Below are 19,133 nucleotides of genomic sequence, written 5' to 3' on the forward strand. Positions count from 1 at the left end.
CTCCCCGTCGCGTCGACTCTCCGCGGGCCCGGCCGGCCGCCGGACCCCTCAGTTCTGGTGCGACTCGTAGTGGGCGACCGCCTCCGCGGTGCGCCCGGCGCCGTACACCCGGAGGAACTCTGCCAGTTCCGGGTGGGCCGGGGCGAGCGAGTCGGCGGCGTCGATGATGTCGCCCGCGGCCGAGACGGAGCGCAGCAGGGACTGGATCTCGCGGACCACCCGGCGCACGGTCGGGGCGCCGGAGCCGGTGCCGGTCTGGCCCGAGCCGGTGAGGACCGAGCCGCCCTGCGACTTCTTGACCTCGTCCATCCGGTCCGTGGCCTCGGCGGCGCTGACGCTGCCGTCGGCGACCTGCACGGCGAGCTCCTGGAGGGCCTGGACGCGCTGGACGACGGCCGGGTTGCCGATCTTCGCCCGCTGGCCGCTCATCAGCTGGGACAGCATGGGCGCGGAGAGTCCGAGCACGGCCGCGAGCCTGGCCTGATTGAGCCCGAGATCGTCGATCAGCCGACGGAAGAGCGCCCCCAGCGGCTCCCCGTACCAACTGCGCTGAAGCTCTCTGGCTCTGGCCGTGGCTTCCTGCTGCGCTGCGTCCATCACTTCTCCCCATCCCTGCGGTTCGCCACTGCGAACCTCGGTCAGCATCTTACGGAGCGTGGTCGCGGACCGGGAGTCCCAATCCTTTTGCCGGACATGGGGGGTGACCCGGTACGCTGTCCTCGTTCCGGGGCCTTAGCTCAGTTGGTAGAGCGCTGTCTTTGCATGGCAGATGTCAGGGGTTCGACTCCCCTAGGCTCCACTCCGGACGGACCCCCCTGACCTGCGGAAGCGCGGGTTCAGGGGGGTCTTTCGCGTTTCTTCCGGGATCCGGGGCCGTGGCGCTGGGTGATCAAGAGCCCAAGTGGCCCAGGCACGGTGGGCGTCAATGGACCAGGGAGGGCGGGCCATTCGGTCCTAGCGTCGTGTCCATGGCGAACGAGTCGAACGCGCGGGGGCGGACGTACGGGGCCGGGCCGTACGAGCCCGGTCCGCCCGGGGCCGGGCCGCGCGAATCCGGTCCGTACGAGCCCGGTCCGTGCGAGCCCGGTCCGTGCGAGCCCGGTCCGCCCGGGGCCGGGCCGCGCGAATCCGGTCCGTACGAGCCCGGTCCGTGCGAGCCCGGTCCGTGCGAGCCCGGTCCGTGCGAGCCCGGTCCGTGCGAGTTCGGGAACGGTGGGCACGCGCGCGAGGAGGGGGCCGGGAGGCGCGGAGGGGAGGGCGGCGGGCGTGCGCCCCGCGCGCTGGTGGTCGCGCAGTTCGTCAACGCGGTCGGGGACGGGGCCTTCTACGTCTCCTCGGCGCTCTACTTCACGCGGATCGTCGGACTCTCCGCGCCGCAGATCGGGGCCGGACTCGCGGTCGCCTGGGCCGTCGGGTCGCTCGCCGGGGTGCCGCTGGGGCACCTGGCCGACCGGCGGGGGCCGCGCGGGACCGCCGTCCTGCTCGCCCTGGCCACCGCCGTGTCCGTCGGGAGCTTCCTCGTCCTGCGGTCCTTCGTGCCGTTCCTCTGCGCGGCCGTCGCGTACGCCACGGCGCAGAGCGGGCTCGCCGCGGCCCGCCAGGCCCTGCTCGCCGGGCTCGTCGGGCCGGCCGCGCGGACGCGGGTGCTCGCCCGGCTCCAGGCCACCCTCAACGGCGGACTCGCCGTGGGAGCCGCGCTCGGCGGGCTCGCGCTGCACGCCGGGACGCGGAGCGCGTACCTCGCCGTGTTCGCGCTGGACGCCGTCGCGTTCCTGGGCTGCGCGCTCGTCCTGGGCCGGCTGCCCGCGGTGGCGCCCGCCCCGGGGCCGCCGGGCGGCGGGCCGGGGCTCGCGGTGCTGCGGGACCGACCGTACGCGCTCCTCGCCCTCCTCAACGCCCTGATGCTGCTGCGGATGCCGCTCCTCAGCCTCGCCCTGCCGCTGTGGATCGTGGAGCGGACGGCGGCGCCCGGCTGGACCGTGTCGGCGCTCTTCGTCCTCAACACGGGCGTCGTGACGCTCTTCCAGGTCCGCGCCGCCCGCTCCGTGACGGACCTCGCCACGGCCGCGCGGGCGGTGCGGTGGTCGGGGGCGGTCATGTGCGCCGCGTGCGCGGTCTTCGGGTTGTCGGGAGCCCTTCCGGGAGCGCTGTCGGAGGCGTCGGCGGGGGTCGCGGTGGCGGTGCTCGTCCTCGGGGCCGTGCTCCAGGTCCTCGCCGAGATGCGGCACTCCGCGGGCTCGTGGCAGATCGGCTTCGCGCTGGCGCCCGCCGACCGGATCGGCCAGTACCAGGGCTTCTACGGCACCGGAGTCCCCGTCGCCCGCACCCTCGGGCCGCTGCTCGTCGCCACGCTGCTCATCGGGTGGGGCGTGCCCGGGTGGCTGCTCCTGGGCGGGGTCTTCCTGGTCGCGGGAGCGGCGACCGGGCCCGCCGTGCGGTGGGCGGAAGCCGCCCGCTGATCCGTACGAGTGGTGTTCATCCGAAGAACTGCGCACGGGCGGCGTCGCTCCGTGTCATTCCGGAGCGCAGCCACATCATGAGGAAGGTATGTAAAGCGCGCAACCCGAAATGAACCATCCGAGAACATCACGAAAGTGAGGGATCATGGCCACCGCCAAGGTCAAGCAGTTCTGGGCCGCCTTCATCTCCGTCCTCTTCGCCCTGCTCGCCTCCGTCGGCCTGACGGGCACCGCCGCCGCGGCCCAGCAGCCCGCCGTGCAGCAGCCCGAGGAGCCGGCCGCTCCCGCCGCCGTGACCACCTCCGCCGCCGCCGGGGAGCGCGCGTCCGCCTCCGTACCGGCACAGCGGGCGCACCGGTGGCCGCTCGCCGGGGACCGCTCCCTGCCGCCCACCATCAAGCAGCGCATCGCCGCCGAGGCCCACGGTTCCTCCCCGGCGGCGCGCCAGCGGTCGTCCGCGTCCGCCGCGCCCGAGAGCGACCCGGCCGCGCTGACGGAGCTGGCGCTCGCCTCGGCGGCGTAGGGCGCGGGGAGACCACGACGTGCACTCCCCGCACCCCACCCGTGACGACTCGACGCCGACGCTCACGGCGTTCCGCCACCGCCCGACAGGACCCGGCACCGCCCGGACCGTCCGGCGGGAACCGGTGGAACCCGGCCCTGGACGACAGGGCCCGGTAGGACCCGGCACTGTCCGGCGGCACGACTCAGCAGTAGGAACCGGCACTGTCCGGCGGCACGACTCAGCAGTAGGAACCGGCACTGTCCGGCGGCGGAATCCAGTAGGACCCGGCGCTATCCATCAGGACCCGTCAGGGCTCGGCCCCGTACGGCAGGACCCCGCAGGCACCCGCACCGTACGGCAGGAGCCGGCAGGGGCCCATGGGGGAATCCCGCCCGGTCAGCGGCCCTCGTCGCGTCGTTCGGCCTCCTCCTTGGCCTCCTTGACGTCCAGCTCCACGGCCTCGGCCAGGGTTTCGTTCTCCTTGGCCTCCACCTCGGGATCGAGGACGGCCCCACTGCCGTCGACGGACGTCAGCACGGTGACCTCCTCGTCCACCTCGGTGGCGGCGGGCGGCTCGACCAGCCAGTCGGGATTGGACTGCTTGTCCCACCACTTCCAGGCGGCGAACACGCCGCCGGCCACCACGCCGAGGACGACGAGTCCCTTGGCGAGGCGCCCGGTCCGGGCCCGGCGCTCGTGCTTCCTCACGATCTTCTGGATGTCCTTCGGCGTCACCTGACCGCGCAGCGCGGCCCAGGCGGCCGTGGAACGCGCACCGGCCTCCTCAAGGGCGGGCCCGGTGGCGGCGACCGCGCTCTCGACGCGCGGAGCGGTGTAGTCGGCTGCCTGACGGGCGGCCCGGCGGGTCTTGACCGCCGCACGGTGTGCGGCCGCGTCGACCCGCGGCGGTACCCGCGGTGCGACGTACGCGTCGTACTGGGTACGAGCCTGCGTACGGGCCTGCTTGGCGGCCTTGGAGAGCTTGGGCGCGATGATCTCCCGCGCCTCGTGCGCGTAGTGCGTGGCTTGGTCCCTGGCCGTCTCGGCGTAGGGTGCCACCGCGTCGGCGGCGTGCAGAACACTCTCCTTCGCCGAACCTGTGGCGGCGCGCACGCTGTCCATGCGGGTCACGGGATTCCTCCTCCTCGGTGGCGATGTCAGGTTTTCGCCTTTCCATCCTCTCCGGAATCATGCCCGTCGGAGCCAGGTCCGGCATGCGGGGCGGGCATCCGGGGCATGCGAGGATCGTTCACCGCAGAGTCAGGCGTGGCCTGACGCGACCCGACGTGGACGGAAGGCGACCGTGGCCGAGCAGCTGTACGCGATCCTCAAGACGAGCCTGGGCGACATCGAGGTGCGGCTGATGCCGTTCCACGCGCCGAAGACGGTCCGAAACTTCACCGACCTCGCGACCGGCGCGCGCGAATGGACCCACCCCGCCACCGGCGCGGTCTCCGAGGACCCGCTCTACGACGGGACGGTCTTCCACCGGGTCATCAAGGACTTCATGATCCAGGGCGGTGACCCGCTGGGCGACGGCACCGGCGACCCCGGCTACTCCTTCGCCGACGAGTTCCACCCGGAGCTCTTCTTCGACCGGCCCTACCTCCTCGCCATGGCCAACGCCGGCCCCGGGACCAACGGCTCGCAGTTCTTCGTCACCGTCGCCCCCGCGACCTGGCTCAACCGCAAGCACACGATCTTCGGCGAGGTCGTGGACAAGGAGAGCCGCAAGGTCGTGGACGCGATCGCGGAGACCGCGACCGATCCGCACACCGAGCGTCCGCTCCGGGACGTGGTCATCGAGTCCGTGGTGATCGAGAAGCGCTGAGCCGGAAGGGACGGGACCTCCCATGGACTCTCAGCCCGGACTGCCGCGCTGCCACCGCCACCCGGAGACCGAGACCGGCATCCGCTGCGCCCGCTGCGACAGGCCCATCTGTCCGCGGTGCATGATCTCCGCCTCCGTCGGATTCCAGTGCCCCGACTGCGTGCGCGGCGGCTCGGGGACCGGGCACGCCCCCGACGCCAACCGGCCCCGGACGCTCGCGGGCGGCCGGATCGCCACGGACGAACGTTTCGTCACCAAGATCCTCATCGCGATCAACCTGGCGCTCTTCATCGCCGTCCAGGTGGTGGGCGACCGGCTCGTCGACGACCTGGGGCTCATCGGGTACGCCTTCCTCCCGACCGGCGAGCTGGTCGGGGTCGCGGACGGCGAGTGGTACCGGCTGCTCACCTCCGCCTTCCTCCACCAGGAGATCCCGCACTTCCTCTTCAACATGCTGGGACTCTGGGTGATCGGCGGGATCGTCGAACCTGAGCTGGGCCGGATCCGGTACACGGTCCTGGTCCTGCTCTCCGGTCTCTCCGGATCGGCGCTCGCCTATCTGCTCTCCCCGCAGAACCAGCTCTCGCTCGGCGCCTCCGGGATCGTCTTCGGACTGATCGGCGCCTGGGTCGTGCTCGCCCGCCGCCGACGGCACGACATGCGACCGGTCGTCCTCTTCGTGGCGCTGTCCCTGCTGCTGACCTTCACCCGTCCGGGGATCTCCTGGGAGGCCCACATCGGCGGTCTGGTCGGCGGCGCCCTGGTGACGTACGCGCTGGTGCACGCGCCCCGGGCCCGCCGGAACCTGGTGCAGTACACAGCCTGTGGACTGGTTTTCCTGCTCGACCTGGGGATCGTGCTCTTCCGTTCGACCGCGCTCGCCTGAGCACACAGGGCTGTGGATGAGCTTCCGGGCGAGCTTTCCCCAGAGTTATCCACAGTGTGTGGCGGAACCTTCCCGCTCCGTGGGAAAAGAACGCGCCCCTCACCTGTGACCTGGGGTTTTTCCAGGAAGGTGAGGGGCGCGTCAGGGCGTGCCGAAGGCGGACGCGATCGCACCGGCGTCAACGCCGTGTGAGTTATCCACAGATCTTCGTAAGTTATCCAGTGCTGTGCACAACGCTGTGGATAAACTCAGGGGAGAGCTTGACGGGCGCCCGGTACGGACGCTAGGCCGCCCTCGCGGGCGGCCGGACCACCGCTACTTCCACTGCGTGGAGACGCCGAAACCGGCCGCGATGAAGCCGAAGCCCACCACGATGTTCCAGTTCCTGATCGACTCGATCGGCATCGAGCCGTCGGTGACGTAGAAGACCACGATCCACACCAGACCGATGGCGAACAGGGCCAGCATCACCGGCGCCACCCAGCTGCGATTGGTCAGCTTGATGCTGGTGGCCTGCTTGGCGGGCGGAGGCGTGAAGTCGGCCTTCTTGCGGATCCGTGACTTCGGCACGAGGGACTCTCCTGTCGATGCGCTGCGTGACCGCGCAGGGAACTGTGGCTGGCGCCGGGATGTGACGAAGGAGGACGTCTGCGTCCCCCGGGCGTCCGTTAGCGTAGTGGTTCCGCGGCACCGAAGGGGATCAGGGTACGTTGAGCAATTCCGCCGGTACTCCCGAAGGGCCGGGCCGCACCGCGAGGTGGCGCCCCGTCCGGCTGCTCACCCTCGCCGTTTTCGCCCTCGCCGGACTGATCTTCGTCACGAGCTTCAACACCGCCAGGGGCACCAACCTCCGCACGGACGCCTCCCTCCTCAGGCTCTCCGACCTCATCGAGGAACGCAGCCACAAGAACGCCGGACTCGACGAGTCCGCCGCCGCCCTCCGCTCCCAGGTGGACTCCCTCGCCGCTCGCGACGACGGCTCCACGCGCGCGGAGGACGAGAAGCTCGAAGCGCTGGAGGCGGCGGCCGGCACCACCGAGATCTCCGGATCCGGCCTCACCGTCACCCTCGACGACGCCCCGCCGAACGCCCGGGCCGCCCCCGGCTACCCCGAACCGCAGGCCAACGACCTGGTCATCCACCAGCAGGACCTCCAGGCCGTCGTCAACGCCCTCTGGCAGGGCGGTGCCGAGGGCATCCGGGTCATGGACCAGCGGCTCATCTCCACCAGCGCCGTGCGCTGCGTCGGCAACACCCTGATCCTCCAGGGCCGCGTCTACTCACCGCCCTACAAGATCACCGCCGTGGGCGACCGGGGCCGGCTGGGCAGGGCGCTGGCCGACTCCCCGGCCATCCGGAACTACCAGCTCTACGTCAAGGCGTACGGGCTCGGCTGGAAGGTCGACGAGCACCGGTCGGTGTCCCTTCCCGGCTACTCGGGCACGGTGGACCTCCACCAGGCGAAGCCGGTGGGCTGACCGGATCCCGCCCCGGCCCCGGCCCCGTCCACGGACTGTGGACGACGGTCCCGGGTCGCCGCCCGTCGTCCACAGGCTTTGGACAGCTGCCCCCTCCCGGCCCCCTCGCCCCGTACTCTGGTCCCCGTAACGAACGGAAGGGGCGGTCGACGTCATGTACGGCTGGATCTGGCGGCATCTGCCGGGCAACGCGTGGGTACGGGCGCTGATCTCGATCGTGCTGTCCCTCGCGATCGTCTACGTCCTCTTCCAGTACGTGTTCCCCTGGGCGGAGCCGCTGCTTCCGTTCAACGATGTGACGGTGGACGGCCAGTGAGCGCGCGGATTCTCGTCGTCGACAACTACGACAGCTTCGTCTTCAACCTCGTTCAGTACCTCTACCAGCTCGGCGCCGAGTGCGAGGTCCTGCGCAACGACGAGGTCGAGCTGAGCCACGCCCAGGACGGCTTCGACGGCGTCCTCCTGTCGCCCGGTCCCGGCACGCCCGAGCAGGCCGGGATCTGCGTCGACATGGTCCGGCACTGCGCGGAGACCGGCGTGCCCGTCTTCGGCGTCTGCCTCGGCATGCAGTCGATGGCCGTGGCGTACGGCGGCGTCGTCGACCGCGCGCCCGAGCTGCTGCACGGCAAGACCTCGCCCGTCACGCACGGCGGCCGGGGCGTCTTCGCCGGTCTGCCGTCGCCGTTCACCGCCACCCGCTACCACTCGCTGGCCGCCGAGCCCGCCGCCCTGCCTGCCGAGCTCGAAGTCACCGCGCGGACCGAGGACGGCATCATCATGGGCCTGCGGCACCGCGAACTCCCGGTCGAGGGGGTGCAGTTCCACCCCGAGTCCGTCCTCACCGAGCACGGACACCTGATGCTCGCCAACTGGCTGGAGGAGTGCGGGGACAAGGGGGCGGTCGGCCGGTCGGCAGGGCTCGCGCCGGTGGTGGGCAAGGCCGTCGCGTGACGGCGGGCTCGCCGTGGTTCCGGGATACGCACGAGCCGGGGCAGGAGCCGATACCGGGGGACGGGCACGCGCCCGGGAACGGGAACGGGAACGGGTACGCACCGGGGACGGAACCGTACGCGCCGGCCGATCCGTACGCCCCCGCCGATCCGTACGCCCCCGCCGATCCGTACGCGTCCGCCGCGGACCCGTACGCGCCCGCGGCCGGTCCGTACGCGGCGCCCGTCGACCCGTACGCGTCCCCGGAGGCGTACGCCCCTGCGGAGACCTACGCGCCCGACGAGCCGTACGCGCAGGCCGATCCGTACGTACCGGACAATTCCTACGCGCCGGCTCAGCCGTACCCGCACGGGCAGTCCTCCGACCACCGGACCGGGCCTCCCGAGAGCCCCTACGAGCCCTCCTACGGGCCGTACGGCACCGAGGAGGCCCCGAACCCCCGGCCGGACGAGACGGCGGCCCTGCCGGTCGTCGAGGGCCCCCCGGGGCCTTCGGGGACGGACGCCGAGCAGGCCCCCGGACCCGAGCGGGCCCCCGGACCCGGGCGGGCCGAGCGCCGCCGTGCCGCCAAGGGCGGCCGGGGCAAGGGCCGCCGGGGCGCTCCACCCGCCGCCGCGGCGAAACCGGCCGCTCCCCTCTCCCGGGTGGAGGCCCGGCGGGCCGCCCGCGAGGCCAAGGACAGCGTCGGCGTCGTCGCCAGCCGGGTCGTCGGCGAGCTCTTCATCACCCTCGGCGTCGTCATGCTGCTCTTCGTCACCTACCAGCTGTGGTGGACGAACGTCCTCGCCGGCCAGGAGACGAACCAGGCCAAGGAGCGGATCGAGGACACCTGGGCCAAGGGCGTGGACAAGGACGAGCCGGACGTCTTCGAGCCCGGCGAGGGCTTCGCCATCATGTACATCCCCAAGCTGGACGTCGTCGTCCCCATCGCCGAGGGCATCGACAAGACCAAGGTCCTCGACAAGGGCATGGCCGGCCACTACGCCGAGGGCAGCCTCAAGACGGCCATGCCCTCCGACAAGCAGGGCAACTTCGCGGTGGCGGGCCACCGCAACACGCACGGCGAGCCCTTCCGGTACATCAACCGGCTGCAGCCCGGCGACCCGATCGTCGTCGAGACCCGGAACGCGTACTACACGTACGAGATGGCGAGCATCCTGCCGCAGACCTCGCCCTCCAACGTGTCCGTGATCGACCCCGTCCCGAAGGGGTCGGGCTTCACCGAGCCCGGCCGGTACATCACGCTCACCACCTGCACGCCCGAATTCACCAGCACGTACCGCATGATCGTGTGGGGCAGGCTCCTGGAGGAACGCCCGCGCAGCAAGGGGAAGCCCGAAGCGCTCGTAGGCTGAGACCCCACACCTCCGGACGGGACGACGGGACGACCTAGTGGCACGAGCGCGCAACCGGATCGCCGGGATCATCAGTGTCCTCGGCGAACTCCTCATCACAGCCGGCCTGGTGCTCGGTCTCTTCGTCCTCTACTCGCTGTGGTGGACCAACGTCCTCGCCGACCGCGCCGCCGACCAGGACGGCGCCCAGGTCCGCGACCACTGGGCCGACGACGCCCCGGGCGCGCTCGACACCCGGGACGGCATCGGCTTCCTGCACGTGCCGGCGATGGGCGACGGCGAGGTCCTGGTGAAGCGGGGCACCGACCCCGACGTCCTCAACAACGGCGTGGCCGGCTACTACACCGACCCGATCAAGGCCGCGCTCCCGCAGGAGAAGCAGGGCAACTTCACGCTGGCCGCGCACCGGGACGGGCACGGCGCGAAGTTCCACAACATCCACAAGTTGAAGACCGGGGACGCGATCGTCTTCGAGTCCAAGGACACCTGGTACGTCTACAAGGTCTACAAGGCCCTGCCCGAGACCACGAAGTACAACGTGGACGTCCTCCAGCCCGTCCCGAAGGAGTCCGGCAAGACCGGGCCGGGCCGGTACATCACGCTCACCACCTGCACGCCCATGTACACCTCGGACTACCGCTACATCGTCTGGGGCGAGCTGGAGCGCACGGAGCGGGTCGACCGCGACCGGACGCCCCCGGCGGAGCTGCGCTGAGCCTCCGGGCCGCGACACACGGGAGAGCCCCGGCATCCGTCCTGGATGCCGGGGCTCTCCCGTCGTACGGGGCGGGCGATCAGTCGAACAGGCCGAAGCCGCCGTTGTCGCCGCCGTTGTTGCCGCCGTTGTTGTCCCCGTTGTTGTTGTCACCGGAGTTGCCGGGAAGACCGCCGCCCATGGTGAAGACGTCCACCGAGGAGCCCGTGTTGACGGGGGTGTTCGCGCCCGGATTCGTGGCGACGACCATCGCGTCCTCCTTGTCCGAACCCTTCTGGACGACCGCCAGGCCCATGGCCTCGAGCTGCGCCTTGACGTCCTTGAAGGGACGGTTCGCGAGGCCGTCGGGGATCACGACCTGGGTCTGCTGCGGGCCCTTGGAGACCTTGAGCCTGACCTCGGAGCCTCCCGCGACCGAGGAGTTGCCCTCCGGAGTCTGCTCCAGGACCTCGCCCTTCGGCTTCTCGGAGTCCGCTTCCTCGGTGACCACCACGAAGCCCAGCGCCTTCAGCTGCTGCTCGGCCTGCGCGAGCTGGTTGCCGACCACGGGGGGAACCGTGCTCAGCTTCTTCTTCGCGATGGTGATCGTCACCTCGGTGTTCTTCTCCGCCTTGGTGCCGCCGTCCGGGTTCTGGCGCAGGACCGAGCCCGGGTTCGCGTCGGCCTCCTCCTCCTCGACCTTGACCTTGAAGCCCTTGTCCTCCAGGGACTTCGTGGCCCGCTCCTGGGACTGCTCCTGGACGTCCGGGACCTCCACGAGCGGCGCGCCCTCGGAGACGTACACCTTGATCGTGCTCTCGGGCGCCAGCTTCGCGACGTTGTCCGCGACCGGCTCCTGGCGGCAGATGGCGCCGGTGGGCTGCTCGCAGCGCTCGGTGCCCGCCTGCTGGACCTTCAGCTTCACGTTGGCTGCGTGCTTCGTCGCGACGTCCAGCTTCTCGCCGACCAGCTGCGGGACCGTGACCGGATCCGGGCCGTCCTTCTTGTCGAAGAGCGAGACGCCGATGAAGATCGCGCCGATGAGCACCAGGACGCCGGCGAGGGCCAGCAGGATCGTCGAGGTGTTCGACTTCTTCTGACCGCCGCCGCGACGGCGGTCCGGACGGTCGTCGTAGCCGTAGCCGCCGTCGTTCGGGTTGATCGGGGGGAGCATGGCGGTCTGGCCGCCGGGGTCGGCCTGGCGCAGGGCCGTGGTCGGCTGGTCCTCCGGCGGGTAGCCGCCGTAGCCCCCGCCGTACGCGGGCGCCGCCGCCATGCCCATCGCGGCCGCCGCCGCGACCGGCTGGCCGTCGAGGCAGGCCTCGATGTCCGCGCGCATCTCGTCGGCGGACTGGTAGCGGTAGTCGGGGTCCTTGACCAGCGCCTTGAGGACGATGGCGTCCATCTCGGGCGTGATCTCGGGGTCGAAGTTGCTCGGCGGCTGCGGCTCCTCGCGGACGTGCTGGTACGCGACCGCGACCGGGGAGTCGCCGATGAACGGGGGACGGACGGTGAGCAGCTCGTACAGCAGGCAGCCGGTGGAGTACAGGTCGGAGCGGGCGTCGACCTGCTCGCCCTTGGCCTGCTCCGGGGAGAGGTACTGGGCCGTGCCGATCACCGCGGCGGTCTGCGTCATGGTCATGCCCGCGTCGCCCATGGCGCGCGCGATGCCGAAGTCCATGACCTTGACCTGGCCGGTGCGCGTCAGCATGACGTTCGCCGGCTTGATGTCGCGGTGCACGATGCCGGCGCGGTGCGAGTACTCCAGCGCCTGGAGGATGCCGACCGTCATTTCGAGGGTGCGCTCGGGCAGCAGCTTGCGCCCCGAGTGCAGCAGCTCACGCAGGGTCGAGCCGTCGACGTACTCCATCACGATGTACGGGATGGAGACCCCGTCGACGTAGTCCTCGCCGGTGTCGTAGACCGCGACGATCGCCGGGTGGTTCAGCGAGGCGGCGGACTGTGCCTCACGGCGGAACCGGGCCTGGAAGGACGGGTCACGGGCCAGGTCGGCCCGCAGCGTCTTCACGGCGACGGTGCGGCCGAGCCGGGTGTCCTGGGCGATGTACACCTCGGCCATGCCACCACGGCCGAGCACCGAGCCCAGCTCGTACCGGCCGCCGAGGCGACGCGGCTCTTCCATAGCTAATCCAGCCCTCTCCGTCTGTCCCGACCGCACCCATGGGTGGTCCGGCGGTGTGTGCTGTTCGCGCATACGCTACCGGCCCCGGGCAGGCGTTCCGCCCGGGGCCGGTAGCTGATACCCGACCGGTACCTGGCCCCTGCCGTGCCGGGGATCATCCCCGGGTCTTCAGGACCGCCTTCATCACGGCCTTCGCGATCGGGGCGGCCAGGCCGCCACCGCTGATGTCCTCGCGGTTCGTGCCCGCCGAGTCCTCCACGATGACGGCGACCGCGACCGGGGAGCCCTCGGAGGTCTTCGCGTACGAGATGAACCAGGCGTAGGGGCGCTTGGCGTTCTTCGCGCCGTGCTGGGCCGTACCCGTCTTGCCGCCGACCTTCACGCCGTCCGCCTTCAGGTCGGCGTTGCCGCCGGTGCCGTTGGCGACGACGTTCTCCATCATCTGCTGGAGCTTCTGGGCGGTCTCCTGCGAGACCGGGCGGCTCAGCTCCTCGGGCTCGTTCTTCTTGACCAGGTCGACGTTCGGGGCGCGCAGCTCGTCGATCATGTACGGCTTCATCAGCTTGCCGTCGTTGGCGATCGCCGCCGTGACCATCGCCATCTGGAGCGGGGTGGTCGCGGTGTTGAACTGGCCGATGGAGGAGAGCGCGTTGCCGCCGCGGTCGGACTTCTTGTCGTAGACGGAGGCGGAGGAGCGGACCGGGGTGAACTGCTCGGCGTTGAAACCGAACTTCTCGGCCATCTCGACCATCTTGTCGCGGCCGACGTCGTCGCCGAGCTTCGCGAAGACCGAGTTGCAGGAGATCTCCAGCGCCCTGTTCAGGCTGGCGTTCGCGCAGCCGCTGGCGTGGTTGACCATCTCCTTGGTCGAGAGGGGGATCTTCCAGCCGTCGGGGGTGTCGGTCGGCGCGTTGATGTCGTCGACCTTGCCGTTCTCCAGCGCGGCGGCGGCGGTGACGACCTTGAAGACGGAGCCGGGCGGGTAGATCTCGCGGAGCGCCCGGTTCAGCTTCGGCTTGTTCTTGTCCTTCTCCAGCGCTACCCAGGCCTCCTCGTCCTTGCCGGAGTAGCCGGCGATGGAGGAGGGGTCGTACGAGGGGGTGGAGGCCATCGCCAGGATCTTGCCGGTCTGGGGCTCGATGGCGACGACGGCGCCGGTGTTCTTGCCGAGGCCCTCGAAGGCGGCCTTCTGCGCGGCGCCGTTCAGGGTGGTGATGACGTCTCCACCCTTCTTCTGCTCGCCGGTGAACATGGCGAGGGTGCGGTCGAAGAAGAGCCGGTCGTCGTTGCCGGTGAGGATGCCGTCCTCGAGCTTCTCGATCTGGGTGGCGTCGTAGGCCTGCGAGGCGAAGCCGGTGACCGGGGCCCACATGGGGCCGTCGACGTAGGTCCGCTTGTACTTGTAGTACTCGTCCTTGGAGTCGACGGAGCCGGTGATCGGCTTGCCGTCGACGATGATGTTGCCGCGCTCGTTGGCGTACCGCTCGATGCGGACACGGGTGTTCTTCGGGTGCGTGGTCAGCTCGTCGGAACGGACGAACTGCACCCAGTTGTCCCGCAGGAGCAGGGCGAGGATGAGCAGGCCGCAGAAGATCGCGACCCGCCGCAGCGGCTTGTTCACGGACGGACCACCTGGGTCATCTCGGCGTCGGGGGACGGGGCGGGCGCGGGCGCGGGACGGCGCGCGGTGTCGCTGATCCGGATCAGGATGCCGATCAGTGCCCAGTTGGCGATCACGGAGGAACCGCCGTACGCGAGGAACGGCATGGTCATGCCGGTGAGCGGGATGAGTCCCAGGACACCGCCGGCGACGACGAAGATCTGGAGCGCGAAGGCGCCGGAGAGGCCCATCGCGAGCAGCTTGCCGAAGGGGTCGCGCGCGGCGAGGGAGGTGCGGACACCGCGCTCGACGATCAGCCCGTAGAGGAGCAGGAAGACCATCACACCGGTGAGGCCGAGCTCCTCGCCGACGGTGGCGAAGATGAAGTCGGAGTTGGCGGCGAAGCCGATGAGGTCGGAGTTGCCCTGGCCGAGGCCGGTGCCGAGGATGCCGCCGGAGCCGAAGGACATCAGCACCTGGGTCATCTGGTCGCAGGCGTACGCCATGTTGCTGTCGGCAGGCGCCGTCTTCAGGCACTCGAAGGGATCGAGCCAGGCCGCCACGCGGGACTGGACGTGGCTGGCGAAGGAGCTGACGGCGACCGCGCCGCCCGCCGCCATCAGCAGACCCATGACGATCCAGCTGGTCCGCTCGGTCGCCACGTACAGCATGATCACGAACATGCCGAAGAACAGCAGCGAGGTGCCGAGGTCGTTCTCGAAGACCAGGATGAGGAGGCTGACCGCCCAGATCGTCAGGATCGGGCCGAGGTCGCGGCCCCGGGGCAGGTAGAGACCCATGAAGCGGCGGCTGGCCAGGGCCAGGGCGTCCCGCTTCACCATCAGGTAGCCGGAGAAGAACACCGCGAGGACCAGCTTGGCGAACTCGCCCGGCTGGATCGAGAAGCCGCCGACCCGGATCCAGATCTTGGCGCCGAAACTGTCCGTGCCGAGGCCCGGCACGAGCGGCAGCAGCAGGAGGACGAGGGCGACCACCATGGAGATGTACGTGTAGCGCTGGAGGACCCGGTGGTCCTTGAGCAGCAGCAGCACGCCCACGAACATGGCGATGCCGATCGCCGAGTACATCATCTGGCTGGGGGCGTCCGGGCTGAAGCTCTTGTAGAGCCGCATCGAGGTCGCGATCAGCCGCGGCGACTGGTCCAAGCGCCAGATCAGCACCAGGCCCATGCCGTTCAGCAGGGTCGCCAGGGGCAGCATCAGCGGGTCCGCGTACGGGGCCCACTTCCGGACCACCAGGTGTGCGACGCCCGCGAGGAGGGCGAGGCCGAGGCCGTACCCGAGCATGCCGGCCGGGACCTTGCCGTCGATGGCCAGGCCGACGTTGAGGTACGCGAACACCGGGATGACGACGGCGAACGCGAGCAGCGCCAGCTCGGTGTTACGACGGCTCGGCGCCTCGATCGCGCCGATGGTGGTCGTGTTGGTGACAACGCTCATGGTGGTGAAAGGCCCCCCTACGGGTGCTTACTGCTTGCCGCAGTTCGAGGCCAGCTTCTGCTCCTCCCCGGTGAGGGTGGGACCCGGGGACGGAGCGGCTGTGGTGGGCTTGGAGTCGGGGGTGGCGGTGCCGTCGGGCTTCTGGGCCGGCGGCTTGCTCGCCTGGTCGGCGGCCTTCTCGGCGGCGGCGCGGCGCTGCTCGGTCTTCTTGCAGGCGGAGGCCTGCACGGCCAGCTCGGTGATCTTCGTCTCGGCCTTGCCGAGGCTGCCGCCCGCGATCGTGTTCTCGACCTGCTTCCGCTGGTAGGCGGGGAGGTACTTGAGTTCGATCTCGGGGTGGTCCTTCTCGACCTTCGACAGCGAGACCCACGCCAGGTCCTGGCTGATGCCCTGGTAGAGCGCCACGTGCTGGTCCTTGGAACCCACGAAGTACTGGGTCTGCGTCCAGCGCCAGCCGCCGTAGAGGCCGCCACCGAGGAGAGCGAGGACCAGGACGAGGAAGAAGGAGCGCTTGAGCCACTTGCGGCCCTTGCGCGGCTTCACGAAGTCGTCGTCGGTGTACGACTCGAAGGAGCCCTCCGGGGGCATCCCGTCGTAGCCCTGGTCGTCGCCGCTGCCGGGCGGGCCGAAGCCGCCGGCCGGGGGCTGCCGGTGAGAGGCGTGGCGGCCGAGCCCGGAGGCGCGGCCGGCCGGGGTCTGCATGGCCCCGCCGTCGTTCAGCTGGGCCTGGTTCTCGGCGACCGCGCCCACGATGACCGGGGTGTCGCTGAGGTGGCCGGCGAGGGTGTCGCCGCCGTCGACGTCGAGGACGTCGGCGACGATCACCGTGATGTTGTCGGGGCCGCCGCCGCGCAGCGCGAGCTGGATCAGCTCCTGCACGGTCTCCTGCGGGCCCTGGTAGCTCGCGAGGGTGTCTTCGAGCGTCTGGTGCGAGACCACGCCGGACAGGCCGTCGGAGCAGATCAGGTAGCGGTCGCCGGCCCGGACCTCGCGGATGGAGAGGTCGGGTTCGACGTGGTCGCCGCTGCCGAGCGCGCGCATGAGGAGCGAGCGCTGCGGGTGGGTGGTGGCCTCTTCCTCGGTGATCCGGCCCTCGTCGACGAGCCGCTGGACCCAGGTGTGGTCCTGGGTGATCTGGGTCAGGACGCCGTCGCGCAGCAGGTAGGCGCGCGAGTCGCCGACGTGCACCAGACCGAGCCGCTGGCCGGTCCACAGGAGGGCGGTGAGCGTGGTGCCCATGCCCTCCAGCTGAGGGTCCTCCTCGACCATCATCCGCAGCTGGTCGTTGGCGCGCTGCACCGCCGTACCGAGCGAGGTGAGGATGTCGGAGCCGGGGACGTCGTCGTCGAGCGTGACGAGGGTGGAGATCACCTCGGAGGAGGCGACCTCACCGGCGGCCTGGCCGCCCATGCCGTCGGCGATGGCGAGGAGCCGGGGGCCGGCGTAGCCGGAGTCCTCGTTGCCCTCGCGGATCATGCCCTTGTGCGAGCCCGCGGCGAATCGCAGCGACAGAGTCATGCGCACCTGCCCTGTCGACGCTGCATCGGGGTACAGCCGGTCTCGACCCACACTGCCCACCCTCCGGTCGCTCCGGTCACTTCAGTCGCTCCGGACGCTTCAGCCGCTCCGGCCGGGAGCGCGGCGGGGACCGCCCCGGCTCGCTCGCTCCGCTCGCGCCTCTTCATGATGCAGCCACTACTTCCGCAGCTCGATGACGGTCTTGCCGATGCGGATCGGCGCGCCCAGCGGAATGGGCGTGGCGGTGGTGAGACGGGCCCGGTCGAGGTACGTGCCGTTGGTCGACCCGAGGTCCTCGACGATCCACTGGCCGTCCCGGTCGGGGTAGATCCGGGCGTGCCTGCTGGAGGCGTAGTCGTCGTCGAGGACGATCGTCGAGTCGTGTGCCCGGCCCAGCGTGATCGTCTGGCCCTGGAGGGCGACGGTCGTGCCGGTGAGGGTGCCCTCGGACACGACGAGCTTGGTCGGGGCGCCACGGCGCTGGCGACCGCCCGTGTTCTGCTGCTGGCCGCGCTGCTGCGGCGGCGCGGAGGCCTGGCGCGCGGCCTGCTGGGGCCGCGCCTCCTGGCGCCGCGAACCGCGCTGGGTGACCCGCGTACCGAAGAGGTCGCTACGGATGACCTGGACGGCCACGATGACGAACAGCCACAGAACGGCCAGGAAACCCAACCGCATGACCGTCAGGGTCAGCTCTGACATTGCCCCCGCTTCACCCTTCGGCTTGCCGGTAAACGATGGTGGTGCTGCCCACGACGATCCGCGAGCCGTCGCGGAGCGTAGCGCGGGTGGTGTGCTGCCCGTCCACCACGATGCCGTTGGTGGATCCGAGATCCTGGATCGTCGGGGGCGTTCCGGTCCGGATCTCGCAGTGCCGGCGGGAGACGCCGGGATCGTCGATCCTCACGTCCGCGTCGGTGCTGCGGCCGAGGACCAGGGTCGAGCGCGAGATCTGGTGGCGGGTGCCGTTGATCTCGATCCAGCGGCGCGTCTGGGTGCCCGCTCCGCCGTGGGTGGCGGGGCCGGGCATGGCGCCGGGGCCGCCGGAGGGGCGGCCCGCGGCGGCCTGCGGCCGGTGGCCGGGCGCGCCGGGAGGCGGGGAGGCGGGCATGGGCGGGGCGCCGGCCGGGGGGTACCCGTAGCCGTCGCGGCCCTGCTGCTGTCCGGCCGAGGGCGGCTGCGGCTGTGACGTACTCGACGCCAGCGTGCGGCTGCGGACGCGGTACAGGCCGGTGTCGAGGTCCTCGGCCTTCTCCAGGTGGACCTTGATCGGTCCCATGAAGGTGTACCGCTGCTGCTTAGCGTAGTCCCTGACCAGGCCGGCGAGCTCGTCGCCGAGCTGGCCCGAGTAGGGGCTGAGACGCTCGTAGTCCGGTGTGCTCAGCTCGACGATGAAGTCGTTGGGCACGACGGTCCGCTCGCGGTTCCAGATCTGCGCGTTGTTGTCGCACTCGCGCTGGAGCGCGCCGGCGATCTCGACCGGCTGGACCTCGGACTTGAAGACCTTGGCGAAGGTGCCGTTGACCAGACCTTCGAGACGCTGCTCGAAACGCTTCAGGACTCCCATGGGGCACCTCCTCCGTCGTTGTCGTCCTGGTACTGCTTACTGATCGTATCCACGCGTCGGGAAATCGGCTGGTTCCCCTTCTCTGCCCTGTGGACGAGTGTCACCTCTCACAGGTTGCCCCCACGGATCGTAGAGGCGGCCTGTGGACAGTGTCCCGCACCCGGCTGTGTAAGTGGGGGCACGGTCCGAGGTCCGGGCGGTCCGTCCGCGTTCCTCCCCTTCGCTCCCCCCGTTTCCCGTCGTTTCTCCCGGCTCCGTCCCGCCCCGTCCTGCCGGCCCGCTCCCTCTCCGTCCGTCCCCTTCTGCTCCGGCCGCGGCTCCGGCAACCCCCCTCGCCGTCCTCCCGCCGCCCTCCCGCCCCCTCCTTCCGTCCTCCTCCGTCCCGTCCCGGACCGCCCTACCCCTGTCGTTCCTCCTGTCACTCCTTCACCTTGGTCTCCGCGTGTGGAGCCGAAACAACGGATGTGAATCGACGGTCTGCGACGTGCTAATCTTCTGATGTCGCCAGGCGCTCCCACCGAAAAGTGAGAGGGCCCGGAGCACACCCAATGCGCGGGTGGCGGAATAGGCAGACGCGCTGGATTCAGGTTCCAGTGCCCGAAAGGGCGTGGGGGTTCAACTCCCCCCTCGCGCACCAGAGGACACCTCTGAAGGTGTCTGGCAGTACCGACGAAACGGTCGGCATCGTG

18 protein-coding genes and 2 tRNA genes are annotated in these 19,133 nt (G+C 70.7%); 11 read left to right on the plus strand and 9 right to left on the minus strand.

Annotated elements, in window-relative coordinates; translation table 11 throughout:
- Positions 1-48: 48 nt before the first annotated feature.
- Complete coding sequence (locus tag ADL08_RS00850; protein ID WP_053640034.1) at positions 49-597, minus strand: helix-turn-helix domain-containing protein; 549 nt, start codon at positions 595-597, stop codon at positions 49-51.
- A 129-nt stretch (positions 598-726) separates the two neighbouring features.
- Here ADL08_RS00850 and ADL08_RS00855 point away from each other — a divergent pair.
- From ADL08_RS00855 to ADL08_RS00865, 3 genes are all read left to right on the plus strand, one after another.
- Positions 727-799, plus strand: a tRNA-Ala gene (locus tag ADL08_RS00855).
- Between the two features lie 484 nt (positions 800-1,283).
- The gene (locus tag ADL08_RS00860) at positions 1,284-2,459 is read left to right on the plus strand and encodes an MFS transporter (RefSeq protein ID WP_159042954.1); all 1,176 of its coding nucleotides are present in this window, start codon (positions 1,284-1,286) and stop codon (positions 2,457-2,459) included.
- Positions 2,460-2,604: 145 nt separating this feature from the next.
- Positions 2,605-2,982, plus strand: a complete 378-nt coding sequence (locus ADL08_RS00865) for a DUF6344 domain-containing protein (RefSeq protein WP_053640035.1) — start codon at positions 2,605-2,607, stop codon at positions 2,980-2,982.
- Positions 2,983-3,360: 378 nt separating this feature from the next.
- On the opposite strand, the gene ADL08_RS00870 is transcribed toward ADL08_RS00865, so the two are convergent.
- Positions 3,361-4,095, minus strand: a complete 735-nt coding sequence (locus ADL08_RS00870; RefSeq protein WP_053640036.1) for a DUF5324 family protein — start codon at positions 4,093-4,095, stop codon at positions 3,361-3,363.
- A 172-nt stretch (positions 4,096-4,267) separates the two neighbouring features.
- Between ADL08_RS00870 and ADL08_RS00875 the strand changes: the two genes are divergently transcribed.
- Positions 4,268-4,795 (plus strand): peptidylprolyl isomerase, encoded by a 528-nt coding sequence (locus tag ADL08_RS00875; RefSeq protein WP_053640037.1) that lies wholly within the window; start codon positions 4,268-4,270, stop codon positions 4,793-4,795.
- A 22-nt stretch (positions 4,796-4,817) separates the two neighbouring features.
- On the plus strand, positions 4,818-5,681 hold the full coding sequence (locus ADL08_RS00880) for a rhomboid family intramembrane serine protease (RefSeq protein ID WP_053640038.1): 864 nt from the start codon (positions 4,818-4,820) through the stop codon (positions 5,679-5,681).
- Between the two features lie 315 nt (positions 5,682-5,996).
- Here the strand turns inward: ADL08_RS00880 and crgA are convergent, their stop codons facing one another.
- Positions 5,997-6,251, minus strand: coding sequence for a cell division protein CrgA (crgA, locus tag ADL08_RS00885; protein WP_030321260.1), 255 nt, complete (start codon positions 6,249-6,251; stop codon positions 5,997-5,999).
- Between the two features lie 140 nt (positions 6,252-6,391).
- Here crgA and ADL08_RS00890 point away from each other — a divergent pair, with 140 nt between their 5' ends.
- The 5 genes from ADL08_RS00890 to ADL08_RS00905 all read left to right on the plus strand — a co-directional run bounded on the left by ADL08_RS00890 (position 6,392) and on the right by ADL08_RS00905 (position 10,180).
- On the plus strand, positions 6,392-7,159 hold the full coding sequence (locus ADL08_RS00890; RefSeq protein WP_053640039.1) for a DUF881 domain-containing protein: 768 nt from the start codon (positions 6,392-6,394) through the stop codon (positions 7,157-7,159).
- A gap of 154 nt (positions 7,160-7,313) precedes the next feature.
- Positions 7,314-7,475 carry a hypothetical protein gene (locus ADL08_RS36290; protein WP_107091943.1) on the plus strand — a complete coding sequence of 54 codons (162 nt, stop codon included), beginning with the start codon at positions 7,314-7,316 and terminating at the stop codon, positions 7,473-7,475.
- Positions 7,472-8,110: an aminodeoxychorismate/anthranilate synthase component II gene (locus ADL08_RS00895; RefSeq protein ID WP_053640040.1), complete on the plus strand. Its 639-nt coding sequence runs from the start codon at positions 7,472-7,474 to the stop codon at positions 8,108-8,110. Before ADL08_RS36290 ends, ADL08_RS00895 begins: the two co-directional genes overlap by 4 nt.
- On the plus strand, positions 8,107-9,465 hold the full coding sequence (locus ADL08_RS00900) for a class E sortase (protein ID WP_053640041.1): 1,359 nt from the start codon (positions 8,107-8,109) through the stop codon (positions 9,463-9,465). The genes ADL08_RS00895 and ADL08_RS00900 overlap by 4 nt, the downstream gene beginning before the upstream one ends.
- A gap of 37 nt (positions 9,466-9,502) precedes the next feature.
- Positions 9,503-10,180 carry a class E sortase gene (locus ADL08_RS00905; RefSeq protein WP_053640042.1) on the plus strand — a complete coding sequence of 226 codons (678 nt, stop codon included), beginning with the start codon at positions 9,503-9,505 and terminating at the stop codon, positions 10,178-10,180.
- A gap of 79 nt (positions 10,181-10,259) precedes the next feature.
- Here the strand turns inward: ADL08_RS00905 and pknB are convergent, their stop codons facing one another.
- The 6 genes from pknB to ADL08_RS00935 all read right to left on the minus strand — a co-directional run bounded on the left by pknB (position 10,260) and on the right by ADL08_RS00935 (position 18,444).
- Complete coding sequence (gene pknB, locus ADL08_RS00910) at positions 10,260-12,302, minus strand: Stk1 family PASTA domain-containing Ser/Thr kinase (RefSeq protein ID WP_053640043.1); 2,043 nt, start codon at positions 12,300-12,302, stop codon at positions 10,260-10,262.
- A 154-nt stretch (positions 12,303-12,456) separates the two neighbouring features.
- Positions 12,457-13,923, minus strand: a complete 1,467-nt coding sequence (locus tag ADL08_RS00915) for a peptidoglycan D,D-transpeptidase FtsI family protein (protein WP_053640044.1) — start codon at positions 13,921-13,923, stop codon at positions 12,457-12,459.
- Positions 13,920-15,362: an FtsW/RodA/SpoVE family cell cycle protein gene (locus tag ADL08_RS00920; RefSeq protein WP_053640045.1), complete on the minus strand. Its 1,443-nt coding sequence runs from the start codon at positions 15,360-15,362 to the stop codon at positions 13,920-13,922. The genes ADL08_RS00915 and ADL08_RS00920 overlap by 4 nt, the downstream gene beginning before the upstream one ends.
- 27 nt (positions 15,363-15,389) lie before the next feature.
- Entirely contained in the window at positions 15,390-16,880 is a 1,491-nt protein-coding gene (locus tag ADL08_RS00925; RefSeq protein ID WP_053640046.1) for a Stp1/IreP family PP2C-type Ser/Thr phosphatase, read from the minus strand.
- 177 nt (positions 16,881-17,057) lie between these two features.
- Positions 17,058-17,579 (minus strand): FHA domain-containing protein FhaB/FipA, encoded by a 522-nt coding sequence (locus ADL08_RS00930; protein ID WP_053640047.1) that lies wholly within the window; start codon positions 17,577-17,579, stop codon positions 17,058-17,060.
- A 10-nt stretch (positions 17,580-17,589) separates the two neighbouring features.
- Entirely contained in the window at positions 17,590-18,444 is an 855-nt protein-coding gene (locus ADL08_RS00935; RefSeq protein WP_053640048.1) for an FhaA domain-containing protein, read from the minus strand.
- A 550-nt stretch (positions 18,445-18,994) separates the two neighbouring features.
- On the opposite strand from ADL08_RS00935, the gene ADL08_RS00940 reads away from it, so the two are divergent.
- Positions 18,995-19,081: transfer RNA gene (locus ADL08_RS00940), tRNA-Leu, on the plus strand.
- The last annotated feature ends 52 nt before the right edge of the window (positions 19,082-19,133 follow it).

Origin of the sequence: Streptomyces sp. NRRL F-6492, from assembly GCF_001280125.1 — a bacterium.
Lineage (GTDB): Bacteria > Actinomycetota > Actinomycetes > Streptomycetales > Streptomycetaceae > Streptomyces.